The 23,661-nt window shown below is 64.0% G+C and carries 22 protein-coding genes; 14 read left to right on the top strand and 8 right to left on the bottom strand.

Annotation, left to right across the window (positions count from 1 at the left end):
* Window positions 1–71 precede the first annotated feature (71 nt).
* Window positions 72–776 (top strand): GntR family transcriptional regulator, encoded by a 705-nt coding sequence (locus ASG84_RS11900; RefSeq protein ID WP_156399482.1) that lies wholly within the window; start codon window positions 72–74, stop codon window positions 774–776.
* Between the two features lie 51 nt (window positions 777–827).
* Here ASG84_RS11900 and ASG84_RS11895 read toward each other — a convergent pair whose 3' ends face one another.
* Window positions 828–1,538, bottom strand: coding sequence for a haloacid dehalogenase type II (locus ASG84_RS11895; RefSeq protein ID WP_057477229.1), 711 nt, complete (start codon window positions 1,536–1,538; stop codon window positions 828–830).
* A gap of 159 nt (window positions 1,539–1,697) precedes the next feature.
* On the opposite strand from ASG84_RS11895, the gene ASG84_RS11890 reads away from it, so the two are divergent.
* On the top strand, window positions 1,698–3,134 hold the full coding sequence (locus ASG84_RS11890) for a radical SAM domain-containing protein (protein WP_235581632.1): 1,437 nt from the start codon (window positions 1,698–1,700) through the stop codon (window positions 3,132–3,134).
* A gap of 54 nt (window positions 3,135–3,188) precedes the next feature.
* On the opposite strand, the gene ASG84_RS11885 is transcribed toward ASG84_RS11890, so the two are convergent.
* A complete protein-coding gene (locus ASG84_RS11885; RefSeq protein WP_057477227.1) occupies window positions 3,189–4,148 on the bottom strand; it encodes a ferritin-like domain-containing protein in 960 nt (319 codons plus the stop codon).
* Between the two features lie 520 nt (window positions 4,149–4,668).
* Window positions 4,669–6,030, bottom strand: a complete 1,362-nt coding sequence (locus tag ASG84_RS11880) for an FAD-binding protein (protein WP_156399481.1) — start codon at window positions 6,028–6,030, stop codon at window positions 4,669–4,671.
* Window positions 6,031–6,470: 440 nt separating this feature from the next.
* Here ASG84_RS11880 and ASG84_RS11875 point away from each other — a divergent pair, with 440 nt between their 5' ends.
* The 10 genes from ASG84_RS11875 (at window position 6,471) to ASG84_RS11830 (ending at window position 16,213) form a co-directional block, all read left to right on the top strand.
* Window positions 6,471–7,361 carry a polysaccharide deacetylase family protein gene (locus ASG84_RS11875; protein ID WP_162248331.1) on the top strand — a complete coding sequence of 297 codons (891 nt, stop codon included), beginning with the start codon at window positions 6,471–6,473 and terminating at the stop codon, window positions 7,359–7,361.
* A 24-nt stretch (window positions 7,362–7,385) separates the two neighbouring features.
* Window positions 7,386–9,050, top strand: a complete 1,665-nt coding sequence (locus ASG84_RS11870) for an NAD-dependent malic enzyme (RefSeq protein WP_057477225.1) — start codon at window positions 7,386–7,388, stop codon at window positions 9,048–9,050.
* Window positions 9,047–10,516: a class II fumarate hydratase gene (gene fumC / locus ASG84_RS11865; RefSeq protein ID WP_235581631.1), complete on the top strand. Its 1,470-nt coding sequence runs from the start codon at window positions 9,047–9,049 to the stop codon at window positions 10,514–10,516. Before ASG84_RS11870 ends, fumC begins: the two co-directional genes overlap by 4 nt.
* 76 nt (window positions 10,517–10,592) lie before the next feature.
* The gene (locus tag ASG84_RS11860) at window positions 10,593–11,291 is read left to right on the top strand and encodes an SDR family oxidoreductase (RefSeq protein WP_057477224.1); all 699 of its coding nucleotides are present in this window, start codon (window positions 10,593–10,595) and stop codon (window positions 11,289–11,291) included.
* Complete coding sequence (locus ASG84_RS11855; RefSeq protein WP_057477223.1) at window positions 11,288–11,860, top strand: ester cyclase; 573 nt, start codon at window positions 11,288–11,290, stop codon at window positions 11,858–11,860. The genes ASG84_RS11860 and ASG84_RS11855 overlap by 4 nt, the downstream gene beginning before the upstream one ends.
* Window positions 11,861–11,915: 55 nt before the next feature.
* Window positions 11,916–12,104, top strand: coding sequence for a hypothetical protein (locus tag ASG84_RS11850; protein ID WP_057477222.1), 189 nt, complete (start codon window positions 11,916–11,918; stop codon window positions 12,102–12,104).
* Window positions 12,105–12,140: 36 nt separating this feature from the next.
* Window positions 12,141–13,025: a LysR family transcriptional regulator gene (locus tag ASG84_RS11845; RefSeq protein ID WP_057477221.1), complete on the top strand. Its 885-nt coding sequence runs from the start codon at window positions 12,141–12,143 to the stop codon at window positions 13,023–13,025.
* A 20-nt stretch (window positions 13,026–13,045) separates the two neighbouring features.
* Window positions 13,046–14,275 (top strand): restriction endonuclease, encoded by a 1,230-nt coding sequence (locus ASG84_RS11840; RefSeq protein ID WP_057477220.1) that lies wholly within the window; start codon window positions 13,046–13,048, stop codon window positions 14,273–14,275.
* 136 nt (window positions 14,276–14,411) lie between these two features.
* Window positions 14,412–14,747 (top strand): DUF3732 domain-containing protein, encoded by a 336-nt coding sequence (locus ASG84_RS28740; RefSeq protein WP_082520939.1) that lies wholly within the window; start codon window positions 14,412–14,414, stop codon window positions 14,745–14,747.
* A 32-nt stretch (window positions 14,748–14,779) separates the two neighbouring features.
* Window positions 14,780–16,213 (top strand): hypothetical protein, encoded by a 1,434-nt coding sequence (locus ASG84_RS11830; protein WP_057477218.1) that lies wholly within the window; start codon window positions 14,780–14,782, stop codon window positions 16,211–16,213.
* Between the two features lie 671 nt (window positions 16,214–16,884).
* Here ASG84_RS11830 and ASG84_RS11820 read toward each other — a convergent pair.
* Genes ASG84_RS11820 through ASG84_RS11805 form a run of 4 tightly spaced genes read right to left on the bottom strand, consistent with a single transcriptional unit; the run spans window position 16,885 to window position 20,769 of the window.
* Complete coding sequence (locus tag ASG84_RS11820; RefSeq protein WP_057477216.1) at window positions 16,885–17,916, bottom strand: ABC transporter ATP-binding protein; 1,032 nt, start codon at window positions 17,914–17,916, stop codon at window positions 16,885–16,887.
* Entirely contained in the window at window positions 17,913–18,701 is a 789-nt protein-coding gene (locus ASG84_RS11815) for an ABC transporter permease (RefSeq protein WP_057477215.1), read from the bottom strand. The genes ASG84_RS11820 and ASG84_RS11815 overlap by 4 nt, the downstream gene beginning before the upstream one ends.
* Window positions 18,698–19,537 (bottom strand): ABC transporter permease, encoded by an 840-nt coding sequence (locus ASG84_RS11810; protein WP_057477214.1) that lies wholly within the window; start codon window positions 19,535–19,537, stop codon window positions 18,698–18,700. Before ASG84_RS11810 ends, ASG84_RS11815 begins: the two co-directional genes overlap by 4 nt.
* The gene (locus ASG84_RS11805) at window positions 19,534–20,769 is read right to left on the bottom strand and encodes an ABC transporter substrate-binding protein (protein ID WP_156399479.1); all 1,236 of its coding nucleotides are present in this window, start codon (window positions 20,767–20,769) and stop codon (window positions 19,534–19,536) included. The genes ASG84_RS11810 and ASG84_RS11805 overlap by 4 nt, the downstream gene beginning before the upstream one ends.
* A gap of 144 nt (window positions 20,770–20,913) precedes the next feature.
* On the opposite strand from ASG84_RS11805, the gene ASG84_RS11800 reads away from it, so the two are divergent.
* Window positions 20,914–21,582, top strand: a complete 669-nt coding sequence (locus tag ASG84_RS11800) for a TVP38/TMEM64 family protein (protein WP_235581630.1) — start codon at window positions 20,914–20,916, stop codon at window positions 21,580–21,582.
* Window positions 21,579–22,190: a CDP-alcohol phosphatidyltransferase family protein gene (locus ASG84_RS11795; protein WP_057477213.1), complete on the top strand. Its 612-nt coding sequence runs from the start codon at window positions 21,579–21,581 to the stop codon at window positions 22,188–22,190. The genes ASG84_RS11800 and ASG84_RS11795 overlap by 4 nt, the downstream gene beginning before the upstream one ends.
* Here the strand turns inward: ASG84_RS11795 and ASG84_RS11790 are convergent.
* A complete protein-coding gene (locus ASG84_RS11790; RefSeq protein ID WP_057477212.1) occupies window positions 22,162–23,628 on the bottom strand; it encodes a dihydrolipoyl dehydrogenase family protein in 1,467 nt (488 codons plus the stop codon). The two genes, ASG84_RS11795 and ASG84_RS11790, sit on opposite strands and share 29 nt — an antisense overlap.
* Window positions 23,629–23,661: the final 33 nt, after the last annotated feature.

Genomic DNA, 23,661 nt, shown 5'->3' with positions numbered 1-23,661 from the left:
CACCACCGTAGAACCAGGGATAAAACATTGTCAACCTAAAATATATTATTCGTGATTGCTACACTCTGGTCGTGGCTGCGCAGCAAGCAATGAACAGCGCGGGAACCCGCACCATCGACGAACTTCGGTGCGCAATCCTCGCCGGAGAGTGGGAGCCGGGAGAAAAGCTGCCCCCAGCCGCTCTCGCTGAACGGTTCCGCACCAGTACCACCGTCGTCCGCGAAGCGCTGACCCGGTTGTCCGGCGCAGATCTCGTCGTCGCCAAGCCCAATCGCGGCTTCTTCGTACGGGATCTCACGTTGCGTGAACTCAGTGATATCACTGAACTTCGTTGCACCACAGAGGAATTGGCGCTTCGGCTGTCGCTGGAGCGGGGAGATGTGCAGTGGGAGTCGGATGTCATTGCCGCCCATCATCAATTGGTTCGTACACCCCGCCGCAGGAAAGACGACCCGACCCACATCAGCGAGGACTGGGCTTCGGCGCACCGCCGGTTTCATCTGGCGCTCCTGGGAGCGTGCAACTGCGAACCCATGATCCGCCTGGCATCCAATCTCGCCGACTCCACCGAGCTGTACCGCCGGTGGGCGGCCCCGTCGGTTGCCGCGACCGTGCGCAATGTGGAAGAGGAACATCGACTGATCCTCGAGGCTGTTCTGGCTCGTGACATCGATCGAGCCGCTGAACTGCTGCGCAGTCACTACGAAGCCACGGTTCAGGTGGTCCTTCGCTCCGGACTGGATTGGACTGGCGCCTCGAAGTCCACGGCCGGGTAGAGCACGTTCCATCTCACTCGCAAACGAAGCCGCCTGAAAGTGTCTCGCGAGCTAACCGGACCGGAGAAGTTCCTCGAGGTGCACCAGGGAATTCGCGGTGAGGTCGGGGTCCTCGAAATAGCTCGGGTAGGTGGTGCCGGTTCGGTTGATCCAGGCAGTGCGCAGCCCGGCACGGTGTGCGCCGTCGATGTCCCAGGGGTGGACGGCGACGAGCATGGCCTCGTGGGGTTCGACGTCGCACCGATCGAGCGCGTATCGGTACGACTGCTCTGCGGGTTTCCATGCCCCGGCTTGGTCGACGGACAGCAGCATCTCTGTGTGTTCCAGTACTCCGGCACTTTCGAGGAGTTTTCGAGCGACGCCGACCGCGCCGTTGCTCAGGGTGATCAGTCGAATGTCGAGTGCAGCCAGTGCTTCCATGCCGTCCGCGACGTCGGGATGCACGCCCAGACCCATGAAACCGCCCATGATGTGCTCGACGGCATCGTCGATGTCTCGATCCAGCGTCTCCCGGGGCAGCATGACTGCAAGCAGCCCGGATGCGACGTCCGCGAATGGCCGAGCCCCGCCGGCCGCGGTGAGGGCGAAGCCGTCACGTAGGACACTCGCGAACCACAGCGACGCGAGTTCCGCGGGGGCTCCCACGTCTGCGAAGCGCTCCGACAACGGCGACATGTCGGACAGCGTTTCGTTGACGTCGAAGACGATCACGCGCGGTCGACGCAGCGCAGGCGACTCGTTCGGGTTATCCGCATCGTTCACGAACTGCGCTCCTTGTGGTTCTCTTTTCCTCGGGGCAACGACGAGGCTCACCCGACGGTATCGACATTCTCTGTGCCGCGAGTGGACTTCTCACGTCGACCTCGGTGCAGGCCGGCTCGGTGACCTGATGCGTACCGTGGAGTCCGACGGGAGGTCCGAGTGAGCTGGACGAACATTCGCGCAATGCTGGGCCGCGTCGAGGCGAGCACCCGCCCGGTGGATCCGCAGACGCGCGCGGCGCTGGACGAGCGGTGGGCGGCGTTACCCGTCGGCGTGCGGACGCCCTCGCAGACACTGGGCCGGCACGCGGTGGGATGCGAGGGCACCCATGGGGTCTTTCCGAAATGCAACCTGACGTGCAGTCCCTGCTATCACAGCGCAGACGCCAACAAGGTTCGCATCGATGGCGAGCACACCCTGCGTGAGGTGGCGGCGCAGATGAGACACCTTGCCGCTCGACGCGGACCGCGGGCGCACGCACAGCTGATCGGCGGGGAGGTGAGTCTGCTCGCCCCTGAGGTTCACGCTGCTGCGCTGACGATCATGCGCGAGCACGGCCGCGAGCCGATGTCGTTCACGCACGGCGACTTCGACTACGAGTATCTGCAGTCCGTCGTCGTCGGTGAGGATGGCCGCCCCCGCTTCGGACGTGTTTCGTACGCAGTGCATTTCGACAAACTGATGCGTGGCCGACGCGGAATCCCGAGGCCCAGGTCGGAGGCCGAGCTGCATCCGTATCGACAGCGGTTCGCCGAGATGTTCGCGCGGTTGAAGAGCGAGCACGGGGTGAGCTCGTATCTGGCCCACAACATGACGGTCACTCCGGACAACATCGACGAGGTGGCCGAAGTCGTCGAGAACGTGGTCGCCATGGGTGGCTACTCGATGGTGTCCTTCCAGCCCGCGGCGTTCGTCGGGGACGCGCGGCGGTGGTCCGGTGGCTACCGGGAGGTCGATATCGACATGGTGTGGGATCGGATCGAAGTCGCTATGCAGCAACAGATTTCGCACCATTCGATGCAGTTCGGTGATCCTCGGTGCAACAGAACGGCATTGGGATTCATGGTCGGAGGCCGGTGGCATCCGTTCATCGACGTGACGCACTCCGCCGAGGTCGATGCGCGCGACCAGTTCTTCCGGCACTTGGGTGGAGTGAACTTCGGCGGCACCCCACCGCCGCTACTGGTCCTCAAAGTGCTGCGCGTGCTTATCGGAATCCCACGGGGTGTGCTCGTGGCCGTGCGGTGGGCCCGCAGTGTTGTGCGTCGATGCGGTGGCGTCCGGGAGCTGTCGGTGGCGTTCGCTCGCCGGCGCGTTCGTCCGATGACGTTCGTCGTTCACCGGTTCATGGATGCCGAAAACGTTTCTCCCGCTTGGGCGATGATGCAGTCCGGTGAGACCGCATCGGATCCGGTGCTGCTCGAAACGCAGGAGAGATTGGCCGCGTGTACCTACTCGATGGCACATCCGGAGACCGGGGAACTCGTCCCGGCCTGCGTGCAGCACTCGGTGCTGGATCCGGGGGAGAACCAGGAACTGCGAAAGCTGTTGCCTTTACTCGTGTCCGGCTCGGAGCCCACTGGTTGCTGTGGCTGACGTCCGCACGGGTGGTGTCGAAGTCACGCGACACCACCCGAGCGAAACCGTCTGCTATCCGCCGCTGGTGTTGAGCTCGCCGTTGACGCCTGCGGGGAAGAATCCACCGGACGTGACCGGAGCCGGGTTCAGGTACACGATATTGAGTACCTGGCCCGGTGAGCGGGAGTACGCGATTCCGTTGGCGTCCAGGGGAACCAGGTTGGCGGCACCGTTGAGAGTGATTCCCTGATCCAGATCGTCCGGCCCATCGAGGCTGTCTCGGGCGTCGGAAATGGCGTTCGCGGGCGTTTCGAGACCCAGAGAGAACAGGCTCGTCCGGATGATGCCCGCGTGGTACGCCTCGGCAGCCAGAATGCCGGCAGCGGCTTCGAGATACGTCTTGTTGGTCACCAGCGGTGCCGCGCCCTTGTATGCGGTGACGCCGACGTCCTCGAAGATGAACGCGCCGAGCAAGAAATTCTGTTCGTTCGCGTAGACGTCGAAGGTCTCGCCCTCACCGATCAGTCCTGCTGCCATGGCTGCCGCGTTGAAGCTCGCGTCGAGGTCGATCGCCGGTCGCGCCACTGCCGCGTTTCCGAGTGCTCCGCGCAGGAACGCCACGTGATTGAGTTCGTCGAACGCGATTTCCTCGGCATACGCCTTGATCAACGTACTGTCGAACGTCACCTGCCGACCTCCGGTGACGGGCCCGGGAGTTCCGGTGCCGCCCACCAGAGTGTCCGGCAGACCCTTTCCGGTCACCGCCCGTTGATAGAACTCCGCTTCCAGGTACTCGAGGTTGAGCGCGAAGTTCAGGATCGCTGCATCGGAGGGGCCTTGGCCGGGCATTCCGGGGATGAGCGGGCCATCCGAGGAGCCGAAGGGGAAGGCAGATGCGACGCCTGAGCCCACAGTCATTGCCGCGCCTGCGCCCAAACCGGTGAGACCGGCTGCCCTCATGAAACGTCTGCGGTCGAGACCGTTTTCTGAGCTGCTACTGATGGCCTTGGTGATGAATTTCTTGTCGAACATATGCGACTGTGCCTCTCGTCCGGGTGAAGTGCATGATGCCGACGCCCCCGCGGACCAGGCAACAGTAGCCCCTCGAACGACTATCTGTACTTTTCCTCAGAAATTGCCTATAACTACTGGCAGAGGCCCTGTGTATTGTCCAGCGACGCCTCTGGCGGTGAGCTGGGGCTCGGTTATGAGGTGGCGGGCGAGTCCTGGTTGAACGTGTTCTGCCAACGGCCATCTTGTTGGAGCCTGGTCGGGGTGACGAACGCCGGACCGCAGGTGATGGCGACTAGATTTTCTGCCTGCAAGTCGGATGCGGTTGTCGCGATCACCGTATGGACGGCGTTCTCGTTCAGGCCGAGGACCGCGACGACGAACTCGTCCCCGCTTCAGCACAGGAGCATGTCGCGGCAGCGGAGGCTGCGGCTGATGGTGTCGGCGTCCCGTGCCAGCACGAGTAGATGTCATAAGGACACTCGGGGCGCGCCCTGCCAGGGTCACCGATCTTCGGGTCGGCGGCGTCGACTCGTCGCAGCTACCAACGCGCGGATGGAGCGAACACACCGGCCGGGTCGACCGCGTGTCGGGCCGCCTCCAGTCGCTCCGATTCGGTAATGGTCCATCCTGCCCGCACCAGATCCATCGACCCTGTGCCTGCGAGATTGAGAAATGCGCGGTCGGCGGAATCAGCCGTGAAACGCGAGAGGAGTTCGTCGAGTACGCCTGGTAGGTCCGCTGCGATGGCCGGCTCAGCAACCCCGATCAGATACAGGCAGAACGCGGCCGAACGTCCGCCCACCGAGCCGGGGGACCGCGGCGACCGATCCAAGGCCCCGCCCATCAATCGCAATTCGACCGTGGCGACGGGCAGGTCGGCGGCGGACAGGACCGCGTCGATTGTCTTTTCGGTCATCGTCGACAACAGCAGCCCGCGCTCGATCACCGGCAACGGTTCGACCGGGTCCATGTGAATCGAGGCCAACGCGGTCATCGGCATCGTGGCCACCGTGTCGATGATGGGTTCGGTGATCGAGCGCATCGGCGCGAGCAGTTCCTGGCCGCGTTCGGCGGATCCGACGTGGGCGTACCGCAGGTGTAGGACGGTGCGGCCACGAAGCTCTACCGCGAGGGCGGGGTCCGGCGGTAAATGCAGGAGCGCGATCGATGTCGAGACGGATTCCGGCACAGCCTGTACCCAGGTCCGCCATGCGTGAAGAACGGTGGGCGCGTCCTCGAGATCGAAGAACATGCCACCGCCGAACACGGTGTGCATCGGCAGCAGATCGATCACCATTTCGGTCACGATGCCGAACCCGCCGCCGCCCCCGCCCCGCAGCGCCCAGAACAACTCGCCGTCCGTCTGCTCGTCGATCATGGTCACTCGGCCAGCGGCAGTGACGATCTGGAACGAGCGCACCAGGTCGGCGGCGAATCCGATGGTTCGACCCAGCGGGCTCAGCCCACCGCCGAGGGTGTACCCGACAGCTCCCGCAGCGGTCGATGACCCGGACGGTGCGCCGAGATCGAACACCGCGGCCGCGTCGAGTACCTGCTGCCACCGGACACCGGCACCGACGGTCGCAGTGCGTGCACCGGCATCGATGTGTACGTCGCTCAACCGTCGGGTAGAGATCATGATCGACGTGTCGTCCGTCGCGCGGGCACCGTGGCCGGTGGCTTTGACCGCCACCCCGAAACCGGCGGCTGCTGCGACTCGAACCGCCGCAGCAACATCGTCGGCATCGTCGGCGACAACCACTGCGGCCGGTGAATGAGACACGGCGACATTGAATCCGGCCACCTCGCCGTCGTATTCCGCGGAACCCGGGCCCCACACCGACCCCCGTGTGGCGCGGTCCAACAGGTCGGTGATCGGGATGCTGTCGGCGAATGTCATGTGTTCCTTATCGTCGTGGGGAGGCTGTGGTGTCGTTCGTCCTCTTTTGTTGTACCGCAACGTGTTCGACAAGTGCGACCGGTCGACAGTGGGCGGTGACTGCTCCCCGGGAGATGCGGTCGGTGCACTGACGAGGGCGGGAACAACGCCGTCGAGTCGCGCCACACCGCCCCTCACCAGCACAGACTCGAGGCACCCCGCTGCGTCGACGACGGCAGCCCGCGACCAGACCCGCCTGGCTGCGATTCGTAGGTTCGATGGAGACACAAGAAAAAGCGACGGGTTCGTAAGCAGACACCATCAGCCGCGCGGCGGCTATCGAAAGTCCGAATGTCGGTGGACCGAAAGATCGATGCCGCGATGGGATTTTTATCGGGATGCTCAGAGCTGTACCGATCGTCGAACAACGCACCCGCACATTGCGAGAACAGGACATGATTATGACGACACATCTCTGGCCCGATGGCGCTCGAATGGCGGTCACCGTCTCGATGCAGTTCGAGGCAGGTGGACAACCGATCAGCGGGGCCGGCGGACCCATCACCGAGCCGATACTGTCCGGATACCCCGACCTGGGTCAGAACAGCTTCTACGAATACGGTGCCCGCGAAGGCGTGCCCAGAATCCTGGACCTGCTGGACAAGCACTCGATACCGATGACGTCGTTCATGATCGGCGATGCGGTGCGGCGCCACCCGAAGATCGCGGCCGAGATCGTGGCCCGCGGGCACGAGGCGGGCGCACACGGGCGGCGATGGGAGCGGCAGTACCAACTTTCCCGCGACGAGGAAGCCGCATGGATTGCGGACAGCGTCACCGCAATCGAAGAGGTCACCGGAACGCGGCCCACCGGGTACAACAACTACTGGATCCGGCCCGGTGTGAACACCTTGGAAGTACTGCAGGAGCAGGGTTTTCGGTATCACATCGATGATCTGTCCGCGGACGAGCCGTTCCTGCAACGGATCAACGGTGAGCCGTTCGCGACGGTGCCGTACTCGGTACACCTCAACGACATCGCCAGCTTCGACTTCCCTGGCTTTTCCCCGGCCGATTACGAGCAGCAACTGGTCGACGAGTTCGACCAGCTCTATGCCGAAGGCGCGCACCGGCGCACGATGATGATCATCGGCCTCCACGACCGACTCTCGGGCCACGCCTCGCGCGTGCGGGTCCTCGACCGAGTCTTCACCCGTCTTCGCGAGCGCGGCGACGTCTGGTGGGCACGCAAGGACCAGATCGCGCAGTGGACGCTCGATCACCCGGACACCGCGACCTGGGTCGACCGCGATCCGGCACCGATCAGCGGGCTCCCCGGCCGCAGCCACTGACCACCGACAGCAAGGACTTCCCACATGGACAACGGACAACGCGTCCTGCACGATGCCTACCGCAACCGGGGCACCGCATTCACCACCGAACAACGCCGCGCGCTTGGGTTGACCGGTCGGCTCCCCGCATCCGTCGAAACTATCGACGAGCAGGCCGCACGCTCGTACCGGCAACTGACATCCCAACCGGACGATCTCGCAAAGTACGTGTACCTCAATGCATTACACGATCGGAACGAGATCGTGTACTTCCGCCTTCTCACGGACCACCTCGCCGAATTGCTACCCGTGGTTTACGACCCGACCATCGGCGACGCCATCGAACAGTGGAGCCACGAGTACCGGAGATCGCGTGCGCTGTATCTTTCCATCGACCGCATCGACGACGTCCGCGCGTCGTTCCAGACACTGGGCCTGGGCCCAGACGATGTCGACCTCATCGTGTGTTCCGACGCCGAGGAGATCTTGGGTATCGGCGACTGGGGCGTCAACGGCACCGATATCGCGGTCGGCAAACTCGCCATCTACACCGCCGCTGCGGGCATCGATCCCGCCCGTGTCATTGCCGTCAATCTCGATGTGGGAACGGACAACCGAGCGTTGCTAGACGACCCCGCCTACCTCGGCAACCGGCACGAACGAGTCCGCGGCAAGAAGTACGACGAGCTGATCGAGACGTACCTCGACGTCGCAAGCGAGTTGTTCCCGAACGCCTTGCTGCATTTCGAGGATTTCGGACCGTCGAATGCCCGGCGGATCCTGACCGAGCACGGTGAGAAGTACCGGATCTTCAACGACGACATGCAGGGCACCGGTGCCATTGTCATGGCCGCCGTGATGTCCGGCATGAAGGTCACCGGCCAGAATTTCGCCGACCAACGGCTCGTCGTGTTCGGCGCGGGTACCGCGGGAACGGGTATGGCCGATCAGATTTCGGCGGCCATGGTCGCCGACGGCCTGACGCCCGAGCAGGCGCGATCACGGGTGTGGTTGATCGACATCAACGGGCTGATCACCGACGACATGACCGCGCTTCCCGACTACCAGCAGCCCTATGCGAGGCCGGCCGGGGAGATGTCCGACGGCGGCGCCGCGATGGACCTGTTGTCCGTCGTCGAAGCGGTGCGCCCCACCATCCTCATCGGAACCTCCACCGTCGCAGGGGCGTTTACCGAGGAGGTGGTCCGTGCCCTGTGCGCGGGGGTGAAGCGCCCAATCCTGCTCCCTCTGTCCAACCCGACGAGTCGCATCGAGGTGTCGCCGCGCGATGCCGTCGTGTGGTCCGACGGTGCTGCGCTGGTGGCGACCGGGATTCCGGCCGATCCGGTGGAACACGGCGGCGTCACCTACCAGATCGGGCAGGGCAACAACGCCCTGCTCTATCCCGGACTCGGCTTGGGAATCATCGTCTCCGGTGCGTCGCGGGTCACCGACGCAATGCTCCTCGCGGCCGCGAACGCCGTGGCCGGACAGGTCGATGTCAGTGCGGCAGGTGCCTCGTTGCTCCCGCCGGTAGAGGACCTGCGCGCGTCGTCGGCGATCGTCGCTGCCGCTGTGGCCTGCGCCGCAGCCGAGGAGGGCGTGGCGACGAAGACCCACCACGACGTCGAAGCTGCTGTGCACGAGGCGATGTGGATTCCCGAGTACGGACCGTTCGATGTCGAGAACTACCGCGAGGCCGGCCGGTGAGCAACCACGGTGAGCCGTCGATTCCCACGATGTCGGATGTGCCCATCGGGATCGATACAACGGGTACGCGCAGCGAGAGCGATTCGATGGGCAGTATCGAGGTGCCTGCCGACAAGTATTGGGGTGCGCAGACGCAACGGTCGTTGCAGCATTTCTCTATCGGAGACGACCGCATGCCGAAGGCGGTCTATCACGCGTACGGGCACGTCAAGAAGGCGGCAGCGATCGTCAACGGAGAAGCCGACCGATTGGAGACGTGGCGACGCGACCTTATCGTGAGTGTGACCGACGAGGTGATCGACGGGCGCCTCGACGAACATTTTCCGCTGTTCGTGTGGCAGACCGGTTCGGGCACCCAATCCAACATGAACGTCAACGAGGTCATCGGCAACAGGTGCATTCAGCTCACCGGCGGGGAACTGGGATCGAAGACGCCGATTCACCCCAACGACCACGTCAACATGGGGCAGTCCAGTAACGACACTTTCCCCACCGCGATGCATATCGCGACTATCGCGATCATCACCGATCGCCTGCTGCCGGGGGCGAATTCGTTGCTCCGGGCGTTGCAAGAGAAGGCGCATGCGTGGCGCGGGGTGATCAAGATCGGACGAACGCACCTCGAGGACGCCGTCCCGCTCACAGTCGGCCAGGAGTGGTCCGGGTACGCAGCGCAACTGCAACAGGCACTCGACCGCGTGGACGACGGCGTGAGGGGACTGTATTCCCTCGCGATCGGCGGCACCGCAGTCGGAACCGGGATGAACGCACCCGACGGGTTCGGCGCAGATGTCGCCGCGCAGATCGCCGCGCAGACCGGTCGCCCGTATGTGTCGGCGGACAACAAGTTCGCCGCTCTCGGTGGGCTCGACGCGATGGTCGCAGCGAGTGCGGCACTGCGCTCGTTGGCCGTGGTGCTGATGAAGATCGCCAATGACATCCGGTGGTCGGCCTCGGGGCCGCGAGCCGGACTCGGCGAACTGATCTTGCCCGCCAACGAGCCCGGCAGTTCCATCATGCCCGGCAAGGTGAACCCCACTCAGTGCGAGGCAATGGTGATGGTGTGCATTCAGGTGATCGCCGACGACACCGCCGTGGCGTTCGCCGGTTCGCAAGGCAACTTCGAGCTCAACGCGATGCGCCCGATCATCATCGACAACGTGCTCCATTCGGCCACGATTCTCGGCGACATGTGCGCGAAGTTTACCGAATATTGCGTCAGTGGAATCGAATTGAACCGCGACACGATCGCGGGGTACGTCGACCGGTCGCTGATGCTCGTCACCGCACTCTCGCCCGTGATCGGGTACGAGAAGGCGGCCGCCATAGCGCACCGGGCTTTGGCCGACGACAGCACACTGCGCGACGCGGCCCTGGCCATCGGATTCGTCGACGGCGACGAATTCGACCGGATCGTCGACCCGGCAAAAATGATCGGTATCGATAATTCCGATAGCAGCGAGTGAAAGCATCGATTGTTCGATGGTCGAATTCTTGCTTGACTGAATTCCGAACGCACACCACAACGAAAGGATCTCCTCGATGCGCGTACTTCTGGTCAGTGGAGCCTCGGGAATCGGACGGTCGATCGCGTCGGCCGTTCTCGACCGCGGCGGCGAAGTCATCCTCGCTGGGCGACACCGCGATTCACTCGATGCCGCAGTCTCGGAACTCGGTCCGGGGGCGAGTGCGGTGACGATCGATCTCGGGGACGAGTCATCCATTGCGCTAGCTGCCACGTCGGTCGGCGCGGTGGACCACGTCGTCAGTCTCGCAGCAGATCACGCGAACGGGCCCATCACGGAACTGGACCCGGGTGCCATACGACATGCGTTCGACGCCAAAGTGATCGGGCCGATCCTGTTGGCCAAGCACTTCTCACCGCAGGTGCGCGAGGGGGGCTCGTTCCTGTTCTTCTCCGGCGTCGCCGCCTGGAAACCCGCACCCGGCCTGTCGGTGATGGCGACGACGAACGGCGCGGTGGCGTTCCTGACCGAAGCACTCGCGGTCGAACTTGCACCCGTCCGCGTCAACGCCCTGTCACCCGGCATCGTGGACTCGGGGGCCTGGGACTCCATGGGATCAGGCAAGGAGACGCTGTTCGCGGACACTGCACGCACCAACCCCGCCCGCAGAGTCGGCCAACCGTCCGACATCGCCGCCGCTGCACTGTCTTTGCTGACGAACACCTTCGTCACCGGCGTCACCCTGCACGTCGACGGGGGAGGGCGGTTGGCATGAAACTCCTCACGGCAATGGCTGCACTGGTAGCCGTGACGCTGCCAATGGTGGCATGTTCCACCGGCACCATGACCACCGATCAGCCTCTGGTGGATTCTGCGGTCGACCTGGTCGCGCCGGGCACAGTGAACGTCGGCGACGCACCGGTCACGGACCGAACCCGCGAGGTCGTTCGTATCGCGCAGACGCTGTACACGTTCTGGAACACCGGCGACACCGCGTACCTCGACCGAGCAGTGGACCCCGGCTTCGTCGACAACACGCTGCCGCCGGGACGCCCGCAGGGCCCGGCCGGACCCGTCGCGGCGTCGAACACGTTCCGCGCTGCGGTTCCCGACCTGACGTGCGAGCTCGCCGATCTGTACGTCACCGGCGACACCTTCACCGCACGGTTGATCTTCCGGGGTCATTTCACCGGCACCTACGACGGCCGCACCGGAGCCGGTCAACCGATCGACTTCGGTGCGATCGACATCCAGCACGTCGGCGATGCTCGCATCGACGCGGACTGGCACCTAGAAGACAACCTCACCTTCCTCCAACAAGCCGAACTCGTCGCGGTCGGCTGACCGAATCGAGCCCGCCACCATCGCACAACAATTCTCGCGAAAGGAATTGACACACATGAACATCGACCCGAGGATCAGAATGGCCGCAGGCATCGTCATGGCTGCGATCTCGTATGTCGTCGCCGTCACGAACTTCATCGACGGAGACATCCGGTCCGGCGTGATCCTGACGCTGATCGGCATCTTCTTCAGCACAGTGCTCGTGCAGACGACATCCCGCTACCTGAAGAGGGATTCCAACTAGAGGCGCCGAACTGTCGACGTCGCATACCCTCGACCGATGCCGACCCTGCGAGCCCTCGAATGCTTCGTCGCCGTCGTGGACGCCGGTTCCGTCACCGCGGGGGCAGCGCAGTTGCATCTCTCGCAACCCGCATTGTCTCACCAGCTGGCGTCGTTGGAAACCGAAATCGGCACCCCGCTGCTGGAACGGCTCCCGCGCGGGGTGCGGCCGACCCCGACCGGTCGCGCGTTGCTCGACGACGCGCGAGCCACACTGTCGGCTGCCGACCGCATCGTGCGGACCGGACGAGCGTTGGCGGAGGGACGTCAAGGCCGACTGCGACTGGCGTGCGCCGAAAGCATGACCGTCCCACTCCTCGCGCCCACGCTACGAAAATGGACGAGAAAGTACCCCCACATCGGACTGGATCTGACCGAGTTCACCAGTGCGGACGCGATGGCGGACGCACTCTCGAACGGCGACATCGACCTCGCAGTCGGTCCGGCCTCGACGCAGTTCACCGGCGTGACCCACGAGATCGGAACGGAAGACGTCGTCGCGGTGATCCCGGAGGGGCTCGATCTCGCCGACAAGCCTGCTATCCGATGGACCGATCTCGCAGGCAGACCGATCGTGCACTACCACCCGTCGAACGGTCTACGCGGGTGGTTCGACTCCGTCGCGACAGCCCACGGCGTCGAGCTCGAGGCTGTCACCCATACCCGAAACGCCACGACGGCAGCTCAACTCGCCCACGCAGGCCTCGGAATCGCCCTCGTTCCGACCACCGCACTGCCCGCGCGGTTCGCCGGCATTGTCACTCCGCTGCGGCCACCGCTGCAACGATCGGTCGTCGTGATGGTCGGAACGCAGACAGACGCACTGACCCGCCGGTTCGTCGACGACCTGGTGGCGCGGGGAATGGGAGCGCGGCGCAGCTGACCCCGCGCGCCGATGTCTCCTTGGCCGGCGCCGAGTACTCATCGGACATCCGCTGGACCAACGGGCAACATTCCGAAAGGCTTGCTGCGCAGGTCCTCTTGGACGCGGGCTTCGAACGCTTAGACCCCTCCCACCCCTACGGTGGCAAAGACGGTGGACGCGACGGCGTCTGTACGCGTGACGGGCGGCGGTACGTGATGGCCGTCTACTTTCCGCGTGGCCCGAAAACCTTCTCCACCGTCAAGAAGAAGCTGCTCGACGACCTCGCGACGGCGCGAGCGCACAATCCCGACGGAATGGTATTCGTGACCAACCAGGAAGTTTCGCTCTCCAATCGCGCTAAACTGGTCGCCCTCGCGGCGGACATTGAGATTGTGGTGTTCCACATGGAGATGGTCGCAGCCGCCCTGGATCAGCCGCACATGCATTCAATCCGGCAGAAGTACCTTGACATCGTTGCGACTCCGCCGCCGCTGAACATCACATTGGACATCGATGGGGCTGCGCACTTCTTCGTCAACAGCGAACTTGTACGCGACTCGCTCTTGGAGTTGGAGATCGAGGACATTAAGAAGAAGTCAGCCGCAGCGCGAGAGCTTTCACCGACAGATCGACAGCATTTTCAGATAATGGCCCGCGCAATGGGTTCTAGCGGGCCGGCCGCTCCGCCCACTTCGGACCAGGTGGACAGCGCGATCGCCTTCGTTCGGACCCGAATGGAGCGCGCCTGGCCGCGCAGCGCGAATTACCTCGCAGTCAGAGCTTTCTCCGGGATTAAGTTCAACGTCGGGAACAGAGCCGAGTCGTTCCTGCACAAGGTCCAGCTCGTCGTGACCTTCCACGGTGCACATGGATACGAGAAGGAGGATGTGGGCACCCACCTCCTCGAAAAGCTCACGGATCCGGACTTGGAACCTGCAAATTGGTGGGAAGGGAATGCCTCCGCCTGGTCGAGCCCACGACTGGCCGACGACCCCATTGATTTTGAGAACGTCGGCGAGGACTTGCACGTGACGATCGACCTTCCAGAGGTACGTCCAGAACCGGTGACGTGGACGAGTGGCGCTGACGAAATAGTCCTTGTAGTGCCCGCGCAAACCGATTCCGTTCGGGTCAGCTGGGTTGCCACGGCCAGTGGTTATGGAACCGCGCAGTACGGCGAGACCATCACCCTCGCGGTCGAACCAATTGATATGAGTGAGTCTCTTGTTCGCTTGCTCAAGGCCGGCAGTGCCGAACAAGGACAGTGAGCTGCAGAGCGCAAGCTGAGTTGAGACGAAGTGTGCCCCCCTCAATCATGCGCGCCGTCAACGACATCCTTACGGCAATCGCCAGAGCGCCTGGCGAAAACCTAGCCACCGATGTCTTTCATGTGAGCCGGCGAAAATTGAGTCGACACCAACCCCTTCGCTAGCCCTGCTGCCCGTACTGCGCTTCCTCATAATCGACCAGCCGACAAAAGCCTTCTATCCTTCAGAACTCGCCAAGAACACCGGGGCCGTCGACGACGCAGACTGCGCCGCAGTGTCGGCGATGTTTACCGTCATGCGTGATGTGTTCGAGGAGCTGGCTCCGCGGATGCAGATCACCGTCAGCGATCACGCCGATCTTGCGGGGGAACAGTGGTTCCAAGACGCGGTGGTCCATCGATGGCGTGACAGCTCGCGTCTAGAGACTGCAGAGTGGACTGACACCGGTCCTTCGGACGCTACAGAGGCCTGAAGATCCACTAAAAACAATCGCTTAGGACGCAGATGTTCGAGATGCACGCTCGTTGGCTGGAAGAACTGAAAAGTCACGTCAACACCGCTGGAGAGATCACTCATACAACTGGATACATGACACTGGTTGCGATCAGCTCCGAAATCTGCGACGTCTGTGCGGACCCTGGCAAGCATGACTACTGGACTTGGCGGTCGCTCGCCACCGACCTCGGCGACGCCCTCAAATACCTGGGTCCCAAGATGGCAGGTATTCTCACGACACCGATCACGGCGATCCTCGACGCCATCCGGAACGAACTGTTCATCCCGCGTAACGGAAAGAACCCTGTAGTCGACGACACCAAACGTGCTCTCGTTACCCGCTACGCGATAGCGCTGCATGACCTCCTCGACGAAGACATCGTCATTCTCTCGTCGTGGCGTGACCTGGTAGAAGCGTGCAAAAACGACGACCATCTCGTCTACCCGTACGACCGCATCGCGTTCCTGCGGGACAATCTCTTTGCGCTGATCAGACACAGGCGACAGGATGACGGGCCTTGGGGAACATCCCAAACCGCAGTCGGCATTCTTTTCGATTACGGCCATCGGGTGAGCCGAGCCCAGCACGCGTTGGGGGACAAAGCTTTTGAGTTCGACCCGCGCCACCAGTCACGTCCTACCGGTCTCGATGACCCTGGACGAATAGACCTATCTGAATGTTGGATCGTGCGACGAGCGCAACGTACTGAGTCGGTGGTGTGGTTCCGAATCGCAGACGCATACACCCGTGCGCTCAGCTGCCTGACACACGACAACATCACCTTCTACCCAGCTCAAGTGCTGGCCGGTGGGATCATCGACCACGCCGTGGCCCGCCAACTATTTCCCGTGGTACCCGAGGAACTCCTGACTGATCGGATCAGCAGCTTTCAGCAGTCGGGGGAGATAGACGAGTACACAGGTATTGAGCACAAACCAGGGCTCGTGTACGCGCGAGTGGTGGTCCCCTCCGCCGAACCGCATCTCGCGGGGGCAGAAGCCCGCGCTCACCTCGATGCCCTGTTGACCCTCACCCGTCCATCCAAGGACACTTGGAGGGTCCTCAACGGCGAGCTCCTATTCGGCCAGGGCAGGATGCCGGGTCTCGACTGGGGTCCCAAACGCCGCCGGAAGACCACCATTTTCCCGGAAAATGACTGTACGGCTGCCAATTTGGATGCTCTTTCCGATTCTGGATACACCATCACATCCGAAGTAGCTGGCCGCCTACGGCCCGTTCACCTCCTGATCGACCAGATCGAGTCGGCCGACGATTCCGAGTCGATTGTCATGGCGGCGGTACGAGCCATCGAACACCTCAACACGTGGGCAACCCGTGCCACCGACAAGTGGTACCGGTTCGTGAAGTCCTACCTCGCTGAGGAATACACCAGGTTGGCTTTCTGGAGCGCGCCACCCAGACGACGTTCGAAGCAATCGTAAGAACCCTCCCGGACACGTCTCCTACAGCGTCACCTCAACCTGTCCTCGACACGATCCGCGACGAAGTCGAAGGCGGTACATAGGGAATGAGCTTTGACCGACTGAAGGCGCTGGGCTACATCGCAGACCTGAAAACCATCTATACGAAGCACCCACTCATTCGGCGACTCCGCGAAGTAGAGCACATACTAAGCTCGGGTCGATCGATTCAAGATGCCTTCGACCAAGAAGAACGTCGGGTCGACGCCCGAGTAGCCCGACTCACACGCACCCGCAATGCAGCGATCCACGGAGGGCCGCTTTCGCCCTCCGCATGCGACTCAGTAGTGGACTTCGCCCGGGCGCTATCGCTGCAAGCGTTGAGCCATGCCGTCACCTCTGCCATGTCGGGGACTGACGTGCAAACCGTCATGGACCAACGACGACTCGCAGAAGTGCAGCGTGCCGACGACCTGAGACGAAAAGCTACGCTCAAAGACTTGTTCAATTCCTGAGTCGAATGCGCTCTCAGCATCCCGCACTGACAATGTAAGGGACAACCGTCAAGAAAGGTTGACGGTGCGGAAACTGTCGTTTGCGCGTCTTGGGATTCGCCGTGCGGCTCACGTCGCTTGACTTCATTCGACCTGGATGATTGCTGGGTTGTGTCCCGCACGGGAAATGTCATTACCTCAACGTTCAATAACAAATCTCGCGTCAACAGCAAGGTCCAACGCAACAACGTCTCCCACCGCCACTGAAGACCCCGCCGCCAGCTCCACCTTCACCACTGTCGACCCCACACTCACGTCCGCGATACTACGAAAACCCGTCGGCCGCAATGCCGAAACCACACCTCGGATATCGCCGTCCCCCAACCGAATCAGCTCGTGCCGCAGCAATAACACGGCCGGCCCTGACGGCAGATCCAGACCGTCGACCTCAAGCTCACCCAGCTCGGACCGATGCATCCCAACTCCATCCCACTGCCCCGCGATTTCGTTCATCCCACCCATCAGTCGCGACACTGCCAGCGTGCTCGGTCGCGTGTAGGCGGTCGCGATATCGGAGTGATGCTCCAATCGACCGTCGATAAGCACCGCCACGGAATCGGCCAGCACGGCCGCTTCCTGCTGATCGTGGGTGACGAGCAGCAGGGTCTGATCGAGCGACGAACGCAATTCGCGAACCAGGTCATGCATCTCGGTGCGCAGCACCGGGTCCAAAGCGCTGAAGGGCTCGTCCAACAACAGCACTCGCGGGGATCCAGCGAGTGAACGCGCCAACGCCACCCGCTGGGCCTGCCCGCCCGACACCTCGGAGACCGCGCGATCCCCGATATCACCCAGATGAACCAGGTCGAGGTACTCCCGGGCACGTTCGCGCGACCGCTTGCGACTCTCCCCGGCCGCTCGGTATGCGAAACCGATGTTGTCCAGCACGCTCATGTGTGGGAACAACATCGGACGCTGGAACACCATCCCCACCCCGCGGTTCTCGGCCGCAACGCCGTTCACCTCACGGCCGTCGATGCGCACGGTGCCGGCAGTGGGTGAGTCCAGTCCCGCGATAAGCCGTAGCGCAGTGCTCTTGCCTGAGCCCGACGGCCCGAGAATCGCCGTGCAGGATCCCGGTGACACGGTGAGATCCAACGAATCCAGAGCCGCACCCGCTTGACCGGCATGGACTTTCGTGAGTCCGCGAACGGATAGTTCGACGCTCATCGGGCACTCCTACGACGCAACCGGGCCAGCATGAGCACCAGCAACAACGGCGGCACGACGGCGGCTACCGACAGCGCAGCCACCACGGAATCGTTACCAGCGCCGGCAGCGAATGAGGCAACGAGAATGGGCACGGTGACCAGTCTGCCCCCGCCGATCAACAGCGTGATCACGTAGTCGCTCCACGCCACGAGGAAGGCGAGCAACGCCGCCCCCGCCAACGCCGGAGCCAGCAGCGGAATGCGAATCCGCCGCAGAACCATGGCATTCGACGCACCGAGTGTGCGCGCCTCCTCCTCGTAGCCGATGTCATACGCGCCGAATGCCACTCGCATCAGATACGTCGTATACGGAATGGCCGCAACGGTCAGCAGCGCGATCACCGCCACCGTGCTCGGAATGCGCGAGCGCAGCACCAGGACATCGAGTCCCAACGCTACGGCGAACGGCGGCAAGGCCAGCGGAGCGAAGAGAACGCCGGCCACCAGAGCGGGGAAACGCACGGTACCGTTCACGAGTGCGCGAGCCGCCAACGCGCCCAATGGCGTTGCGATGGCGGCGACGGCGAGAGCGAGCATGGTCGATCGCACGAACGCATCGGCACCCCCGGCGTCGAGGGCGCTGCGGACGCCGTCGAATCCCCATTCCTGGGGAACCGGCCCGGGAAACGACCAGCGATTACTGATGGCCCACAGGACAACCGGAATCAGCGGCAGCAGGAACCACAGGCCCAACACGGCCCGGCCGAACGCTGGAAAGACCCGAGTCACTTCCACCTTGTTCATTTCCACGCTGCCGATCTGCGCAGATAGTGCAGGGCCACCGCGGCCACGACCACCGTCAGAGCGGTGGCGATCGTCGCGGCAGCGGCGGCCTGCGGACGCGTCTGAAGATCGATCGAGGTGAACAGACGAATCGCCATCACCGACAACGGCTCCGGATACGGACGGCCCAGAATGCGGGCCACTTCGTACGACCCGACGGTGTACGCGAACGCTATGGCCGCCGACGCGATCAGTGCGGGCCGCGCCAACGGCAGCGTGACCAGTCGCAGCCGCGCCCAACGGCCTGCGCCCAGTGTCGATGCCGTCTCGTCGAATGCGGCTACTCGGGTGGCGAGCGTGCCCGCTACGACGACGGCGACGAAAGCCGATTCCTTCCAGGCGTATTCGGCGACGACGGCGATCCACCACTTCCCACCGACCAACTCCGGCCAGCCGCCGTCGGTCATGCCGAAAATGCGGGGCAGCATCCCTGAATCTGCCAGCAGCAAAGCCATCGCCGCGGCGCCGATCAGGTGCGGCACCGTGACGGTCAACCCGGCAGTGACCAGCGCGGCGCGTCCACCCGACAAGGCCGTCAGCGCCGCGGCAAGCCCGATCACCGCGGCCAGAGCCGTCGAGACGACAGCGATCGACAGTGTCAGCGCGACCGAGCGCCACAGGTCATCGCCCAAGGCGGAGTACGCGTCGACCGATAGTTCGGGGGTTCCGACCAACGGCATCAGACCCAGGCTCTGCAGCACCACGGTTCCGAGACCGCCGCCGACGACGAGAACAACCAAGACGACGGCGGGGAGGACCGCCGCTGTGCCGCGAAAGCTCTTCGTGGACGCGCTCACTGACCGGCGAGCACGCTTCGACGCCATCCCTCGTCGAGCGGGGTGACCCACTCCGCGGACAGCTCCGGGTGTGCGTTCGCCGAGATCACCTCGTACGAAGGAACCACCGGCGACGACGGGAGCTGCTCGAACTGCGCCCGCTCCTCCGGGGTCAGACGCGCGGTGTCCAACGCAGTGAACTGGCCCCACACGTCCGGCGTCGCCTTTGCAAGTTGTTGCTCGGGCGACAACGCGAGATTGGCAACCACCTGCGCGGCGGCCGACTTCCCTGACGTCGAGGGAATGGCAAGGAAACTCGCATTCCCGACGGTTCCCTCGTCGAGAGTCAGGACGCGGGTCTCCGGCGGAAAGGTGCCGTCGGCGACGAGTTTCGGGAGGGTCGCGGGGCCGTACGTCATGGTCATGTCGACTTGGCCACCGGCGTAGAGGGCGTCGAGCTCGGAGGAGGACTGCGGATACGTCGTTCCTTCGCGCCACAGTGACGGGGCGAGCTCGTTCAGTCGATCGAACAGTGCCGGGGCCAGGCGATCGTAGGAGTCCTGATCGAACTGAGCGGGAACCTCGTCGACGCCGCCGGAGGCATTGATCAACGCTTCACGCACGAACACCGAGCCGGTGAAGTCCGGGGGAGCGGGGTAGGTGAAGCGGCCAGGGTTCGCGCGAGCCCAGTCGAGCACGCCGTCGAATGTCGTTGGCGGATCGGGGATGGCTGCTGCGTTGTAGACCAGTGTGAATTGAGCTTTGTGCCAGGGTGATTCGCAGTTCTCGACCGGAGTGCCGAAGTCGTCGAGCAGCAGCGGATCCTCGGGATCGGTCAGTTCCATGTTCGGTAGATTCTGCGTCCAGCCGCACAGCCACGCGCCGGCCTGCTTACCGGTGCCGAAGTTCGCGCCGTTGACCCACACCAGGTCCACCTCGCCGTCGGTGACCCCGGCCTGCCGCTCGGACAGGATGCGGTTGACGGCATCGGTCGTCGATCCCACCGGCACCCGGCGTAGCGTGACGCCCTCCTCGGCGGCCGCGGGGGTGAGCACGTCGTCGACGTAGGCGTTGCCCTGCTCATCGCCGCCGTACATCCACAGTGACACCGTCTGCCCCTGTGCCTGCTCCTGGATCTCGCTCCAGGACAAGTCCTCGGCGCGCGGAGCCTCCGATGATGGTGCCGCGCAGGCGGTGAGCAGCAGCCCTGCGCTCGCTGCAATCGTCACTGCACGCCGTACCGATCGAATCACTGTGGGTCCTCCAGATCAACCGAAGCAGCCGTCGTCGACGCTGCCCTCACCACCGTAATCGGTCGTATGAGACAACCGCTGAACTCGCCGTCACTCCGGCTGTGTGCACAATGGATCCTGACCGTCGGACGAGAGGTACACATCGTGACGCAGGACCGCCCGACGCGTAGTCGTCGCGGCACCACCCTGAAATTGCTCGGGGCTGCCGTGGTCGTCATCGCTCTGGTGATCGTGCTCGGCACCGTCGACCTGCCCGATCCGTCGTTCATCCGTGATCGAGTGGCGTCGGCCGGGCCGTGGGGCATCGCGCTGTTCGTCGTGCTCTACGCCGTCCTGTCGGCCACTCCGTTCCCCGCCAGCACGTTGACCATCGCGTCGGGACTGCTGTTCGGATTGGCGGTGGGCGCAATCGTCGTGGTGTTCGCCGCGACGATGGGGGCGTATCTCGGGTACTGGGGAGCGCGGGCGCTGGGTCGCGGTCAGGTGGCGCGCACGGAATGGGACAGGCTCCGCCGGCTCGACGCCATGCTCGGACGACGCGGATTGCTGTCGGTTCTGCTCGTGCGGCTGGTGCCGCTGCCCTTCTCCTTGGTCAACTACGCGGCCGGAGTCAGTGCGGTGGGGCAACGTGACTACGTGGTGGGCACCATGATCGGCATCGTGCCCGCGACCGTCGCCTACACCGCACTCGGCGCCTACGGAACGTCTCCGCTGTCGTGGCCGTTCGCCATCGCATTGCTCGCGGTCCTGGCGATAGCTGCGGGTTCGGCGCTGCTGGCCCGACGTCTCGGATTGACCGGAGCTGCCGAATGATCGACAGCTTTCTGCGCCGCCACCTCGACGGCCCACTCGATCGTTGTGCCCGCGCCCTCGACCGGCCCGCGATCACCCCGGACCGGATCACCGCCGCCGGACTCGTACTTGGCCTGGGTAGTGCACTGGCAGCGGGCCTGCAGTTCTGGTGGCTCGCGTTGGTGTTGTGGATAGTCTCGCGCATCGCCGACGGTCTGGACGGGCCTCTTGCGCGTCGGCGTTCCACTACGGGCGGTGCCGGCGGATTCTTCGACATCACAGCCGACTTCGTGGTCTACGGCACGACGGTGGTGGGCGTCGCGGTGGGTGCCTCGGCCGCGTACGACGCCCCCTGGTGGCCGTTCCTGCTGGTGCTGTTGGCGTACTACATCAACGGCACCGCGTTTCTGGCGTTCTCCTCGATCGCCGAACGCACCGGTCGCACCATCGACGACGGCCGCTCGCTGTCCTTCCTCGGCGGATTGGCCGAGGGTGCCGAAACGATTGCGGTGCACTGTCTCTGGCTGCTGCTGCCTGGTATCTCGTGGCAGATCGCTGTGATCTGGGCGGCGGTGGTCGCGGTGAGCTCCACCCAACGGATCATCGCCGGGTATCGCGCTCTTTCCTGACAATCCATGTGCCGCGCACCTTCGCCAGTGCGGCCGTTGCTCGGGAAATCACCGGAGAACCCAACTGCAACTTCACGTCCGCGATCGCTGCGTTCCACGGCCCGTCGTTGTACGTCGGATACGGGTGCGTTGCTCCGGCCAGGTCGCGGGTACGCAGGCCCTGCTCGACGGCCAGAATCAGCTCCCCGATCGTCTCGCCCGCTCGCGGTCCCACCACGCAGGCTCCGACGATGCGCCGCTTGGCGTCGAGCACGAGCGTCGTCGATCCGTTCGTCGTTCTTTCGGTGACGGCCCGATCGACGTGATGGTGGTCGAGCGTCTGCAGTCGAAGCCCACGCTGCCCCGCGGTTCGCACATCGATTCCGGCCGAGGCGATCTCGGGATCGGTGAACGTCACTCGCGGGGTCCCCGTCGTACTCACTGTTCGGTTCAGGCCGAGCACGGCGTTGCTCGCGGCCAGGCTGCCGTGCACCCCTGCGGTGTGCGTGAACTGCGGATGACCGGTGAGATCTCCGGCCGCCCAGATGCGGGGATTGGTGGTCCGCAGATGCTCGTCGACCCGAACGAATCCGTTGTCGTCCAATTCCACACCGGCCGCGTCCAGCCCGAGGGATGCGGTGCGCGGAGTCCGCCCGGTAGCGATCAGAACCCGGTCGAAAGCGATCTCGACGCCCGTGTCGGTGGTCGCCGAACCCTCCTTGATCTGCACAACAGCGGTGGAGGTCAGGACGCGCACACCCTCGTCGGTCAGTGCCTGCGTCAATGTCGAGGTGGCCGACGCGTACTCGCGCGGCAGGATCGTGGACGACCGTCCGACCAGAGTCACGTCCGATCCGAGACGCGAAAATGCTTGCGCCATTTCGCAACCCACCGATCCGGCCCCGACGATCAGCAGTCGCTCCGGCAAGTCCTTCAGATCCCACAGGGTATCGCTGGTCAGGTAGTCCACGTGCTCGATGCCGTCGATCGCCGGCACCGTGGGATGCGCGCCGGTGGTCACGATCGCCTGACCGAAATGCAGTTTCCGCGTACTGACGGAAACGGTGTTCGGCCCGGTGAAGACTGCGTCTCCGTGGATCACATGTACTCGGGCCTCGGTAAGAGCCTCCGGTGAATCGATCGGCGCGATCTCGGCAATCGCACCGTGTACGTGCTGCATAACGCGCGCGAAGTCCACAATCGGTGGCTGGGTGACGATGCCGAACTGGGACGCGGATCGAACCGTCTGTGCCACCGAAGCCGCCGCGAGCAGTGCTTTGGACGGCACGCATCCGGTCCACAGGCAGTCGCCTCCGGTGCGGTCCCGCTCGATCAATACGACGCGAATGCCGAAACCCGCCGCGGTCTTCGCCGCCACGATGCCGGCGGTACCGCCGCCCACCACAACCACGTCGGCGCGGTCGTCGGGCACACTCGAAGACGAACGACGGATTCCCATACCTCCCACTATGCCCGTGTACCGGAGGGACCC

Origin of the sequence: Rhodococcus sp. Leaf278 (assembly GCF_001426085.1) — a bacterium.
GTDB lineage: Bacteria > Actinomycetota > Actinomycetes > Mycobacteriales > Mycobacteriaceae > Rhodococcoides.
The sequence above is the reverse complement of the archived record's forward strand: the minus strand, read 5'-3'. Positions and strand labels throughout refer to the sequence as shown.

Bases quoted from the DNA above. Each gene is read 5' to 3' on its own strand.
- ASG84_RS11885 (WP_057477227.1), bottom strand. From the start codon at position 4,148: ATGTTCGACAAGAAATTCATCACCAAGGCCATCAGTAGCAGCTCAGAA.
- ASG84_RS11880 (WP_156399481.1), bottom strand. From the start codon at position 6,030: ATGACATTCGCCGACAGCATCCCGATCACCGACCTGTTGGACCGCGCC.
- ASG84_RS11875 (WP_162248331.1), top strand. From the start codon at position 6,471: ATGACGACACATCTCTGGCCCGATGGCGCTCGAATGGCGGTCACCGTC.
- ASG84_RS11870 (WP_057477225.1), top strand. From the start codon at position 7,386: ATGGACAACGGACAACGCGTCCTGCACGATGCCTACCGCAACCGGGGC.
- ASG84_RS11860 (WP_057477224.1), top strand. From the start codon at position 10,593: ATGCGCGTACTTCTGGTCAGTGGAGCCTCGGGAATCGGACGGTCGATC.
- ASG84_RS11855 (WP_057477223.1), top strand. From the start codon at position 11,288: ATGAAACTCCTCACGGCAATGGCTGCACTGGTAGCCGTGACGCTGCCA.
- ASG84_RS11850 (WP_057477222.1), top strand. From the start codon at position 11,916: ATGAACATCGACCCGAGGATCAGAATGGCCGCAGGCATCGTCATGGCT.
- ASG84_RS11845 (WP_057477221.1), top strand. From the start codon at position 12,141: ATGCCGACCCTGCGAGCCCTCGAATGCTTCGTCGCCGTCGTGGACGCC.
- ASG84_RS11830 (WP_057477218.1), top strand. From the start codon at position 14,780: ATGTTCGAGATGCACGCTCGTTGGCTGGAAGAACTGAAAAGTCACGTC.
- ASG84_RS11820 (WP_057477216.1), bottom strand. From the start codon at position 17,916: ATGAGCGTCGAACTATCCGTTCGCGGACTCACGAAAGTCCATGCCGGT.
- ASG84_RS11815 (WP_057477215.1), bottom strand. From the start codon at position 18,701: ATGAACAAGGTGGAAGTGACTCGGGTCTTTCCAGCGTTCGGCCGGGCC.
- ASG84_RS11795 (WP_057477213.1), top strand. From the start codon at position 21,579: ATGATCGACAGCTTTCTGCGCCGCCACCTCGACGGCCCACTCGATCGT.
- ASG84_RS11790 (WP_057477212.1), bottom strand. From the start codon at position 23,628: ATGGGAATCCGTCGTTCGTCTTCGAGTGTGCCCGACGACCGCGCCGAC.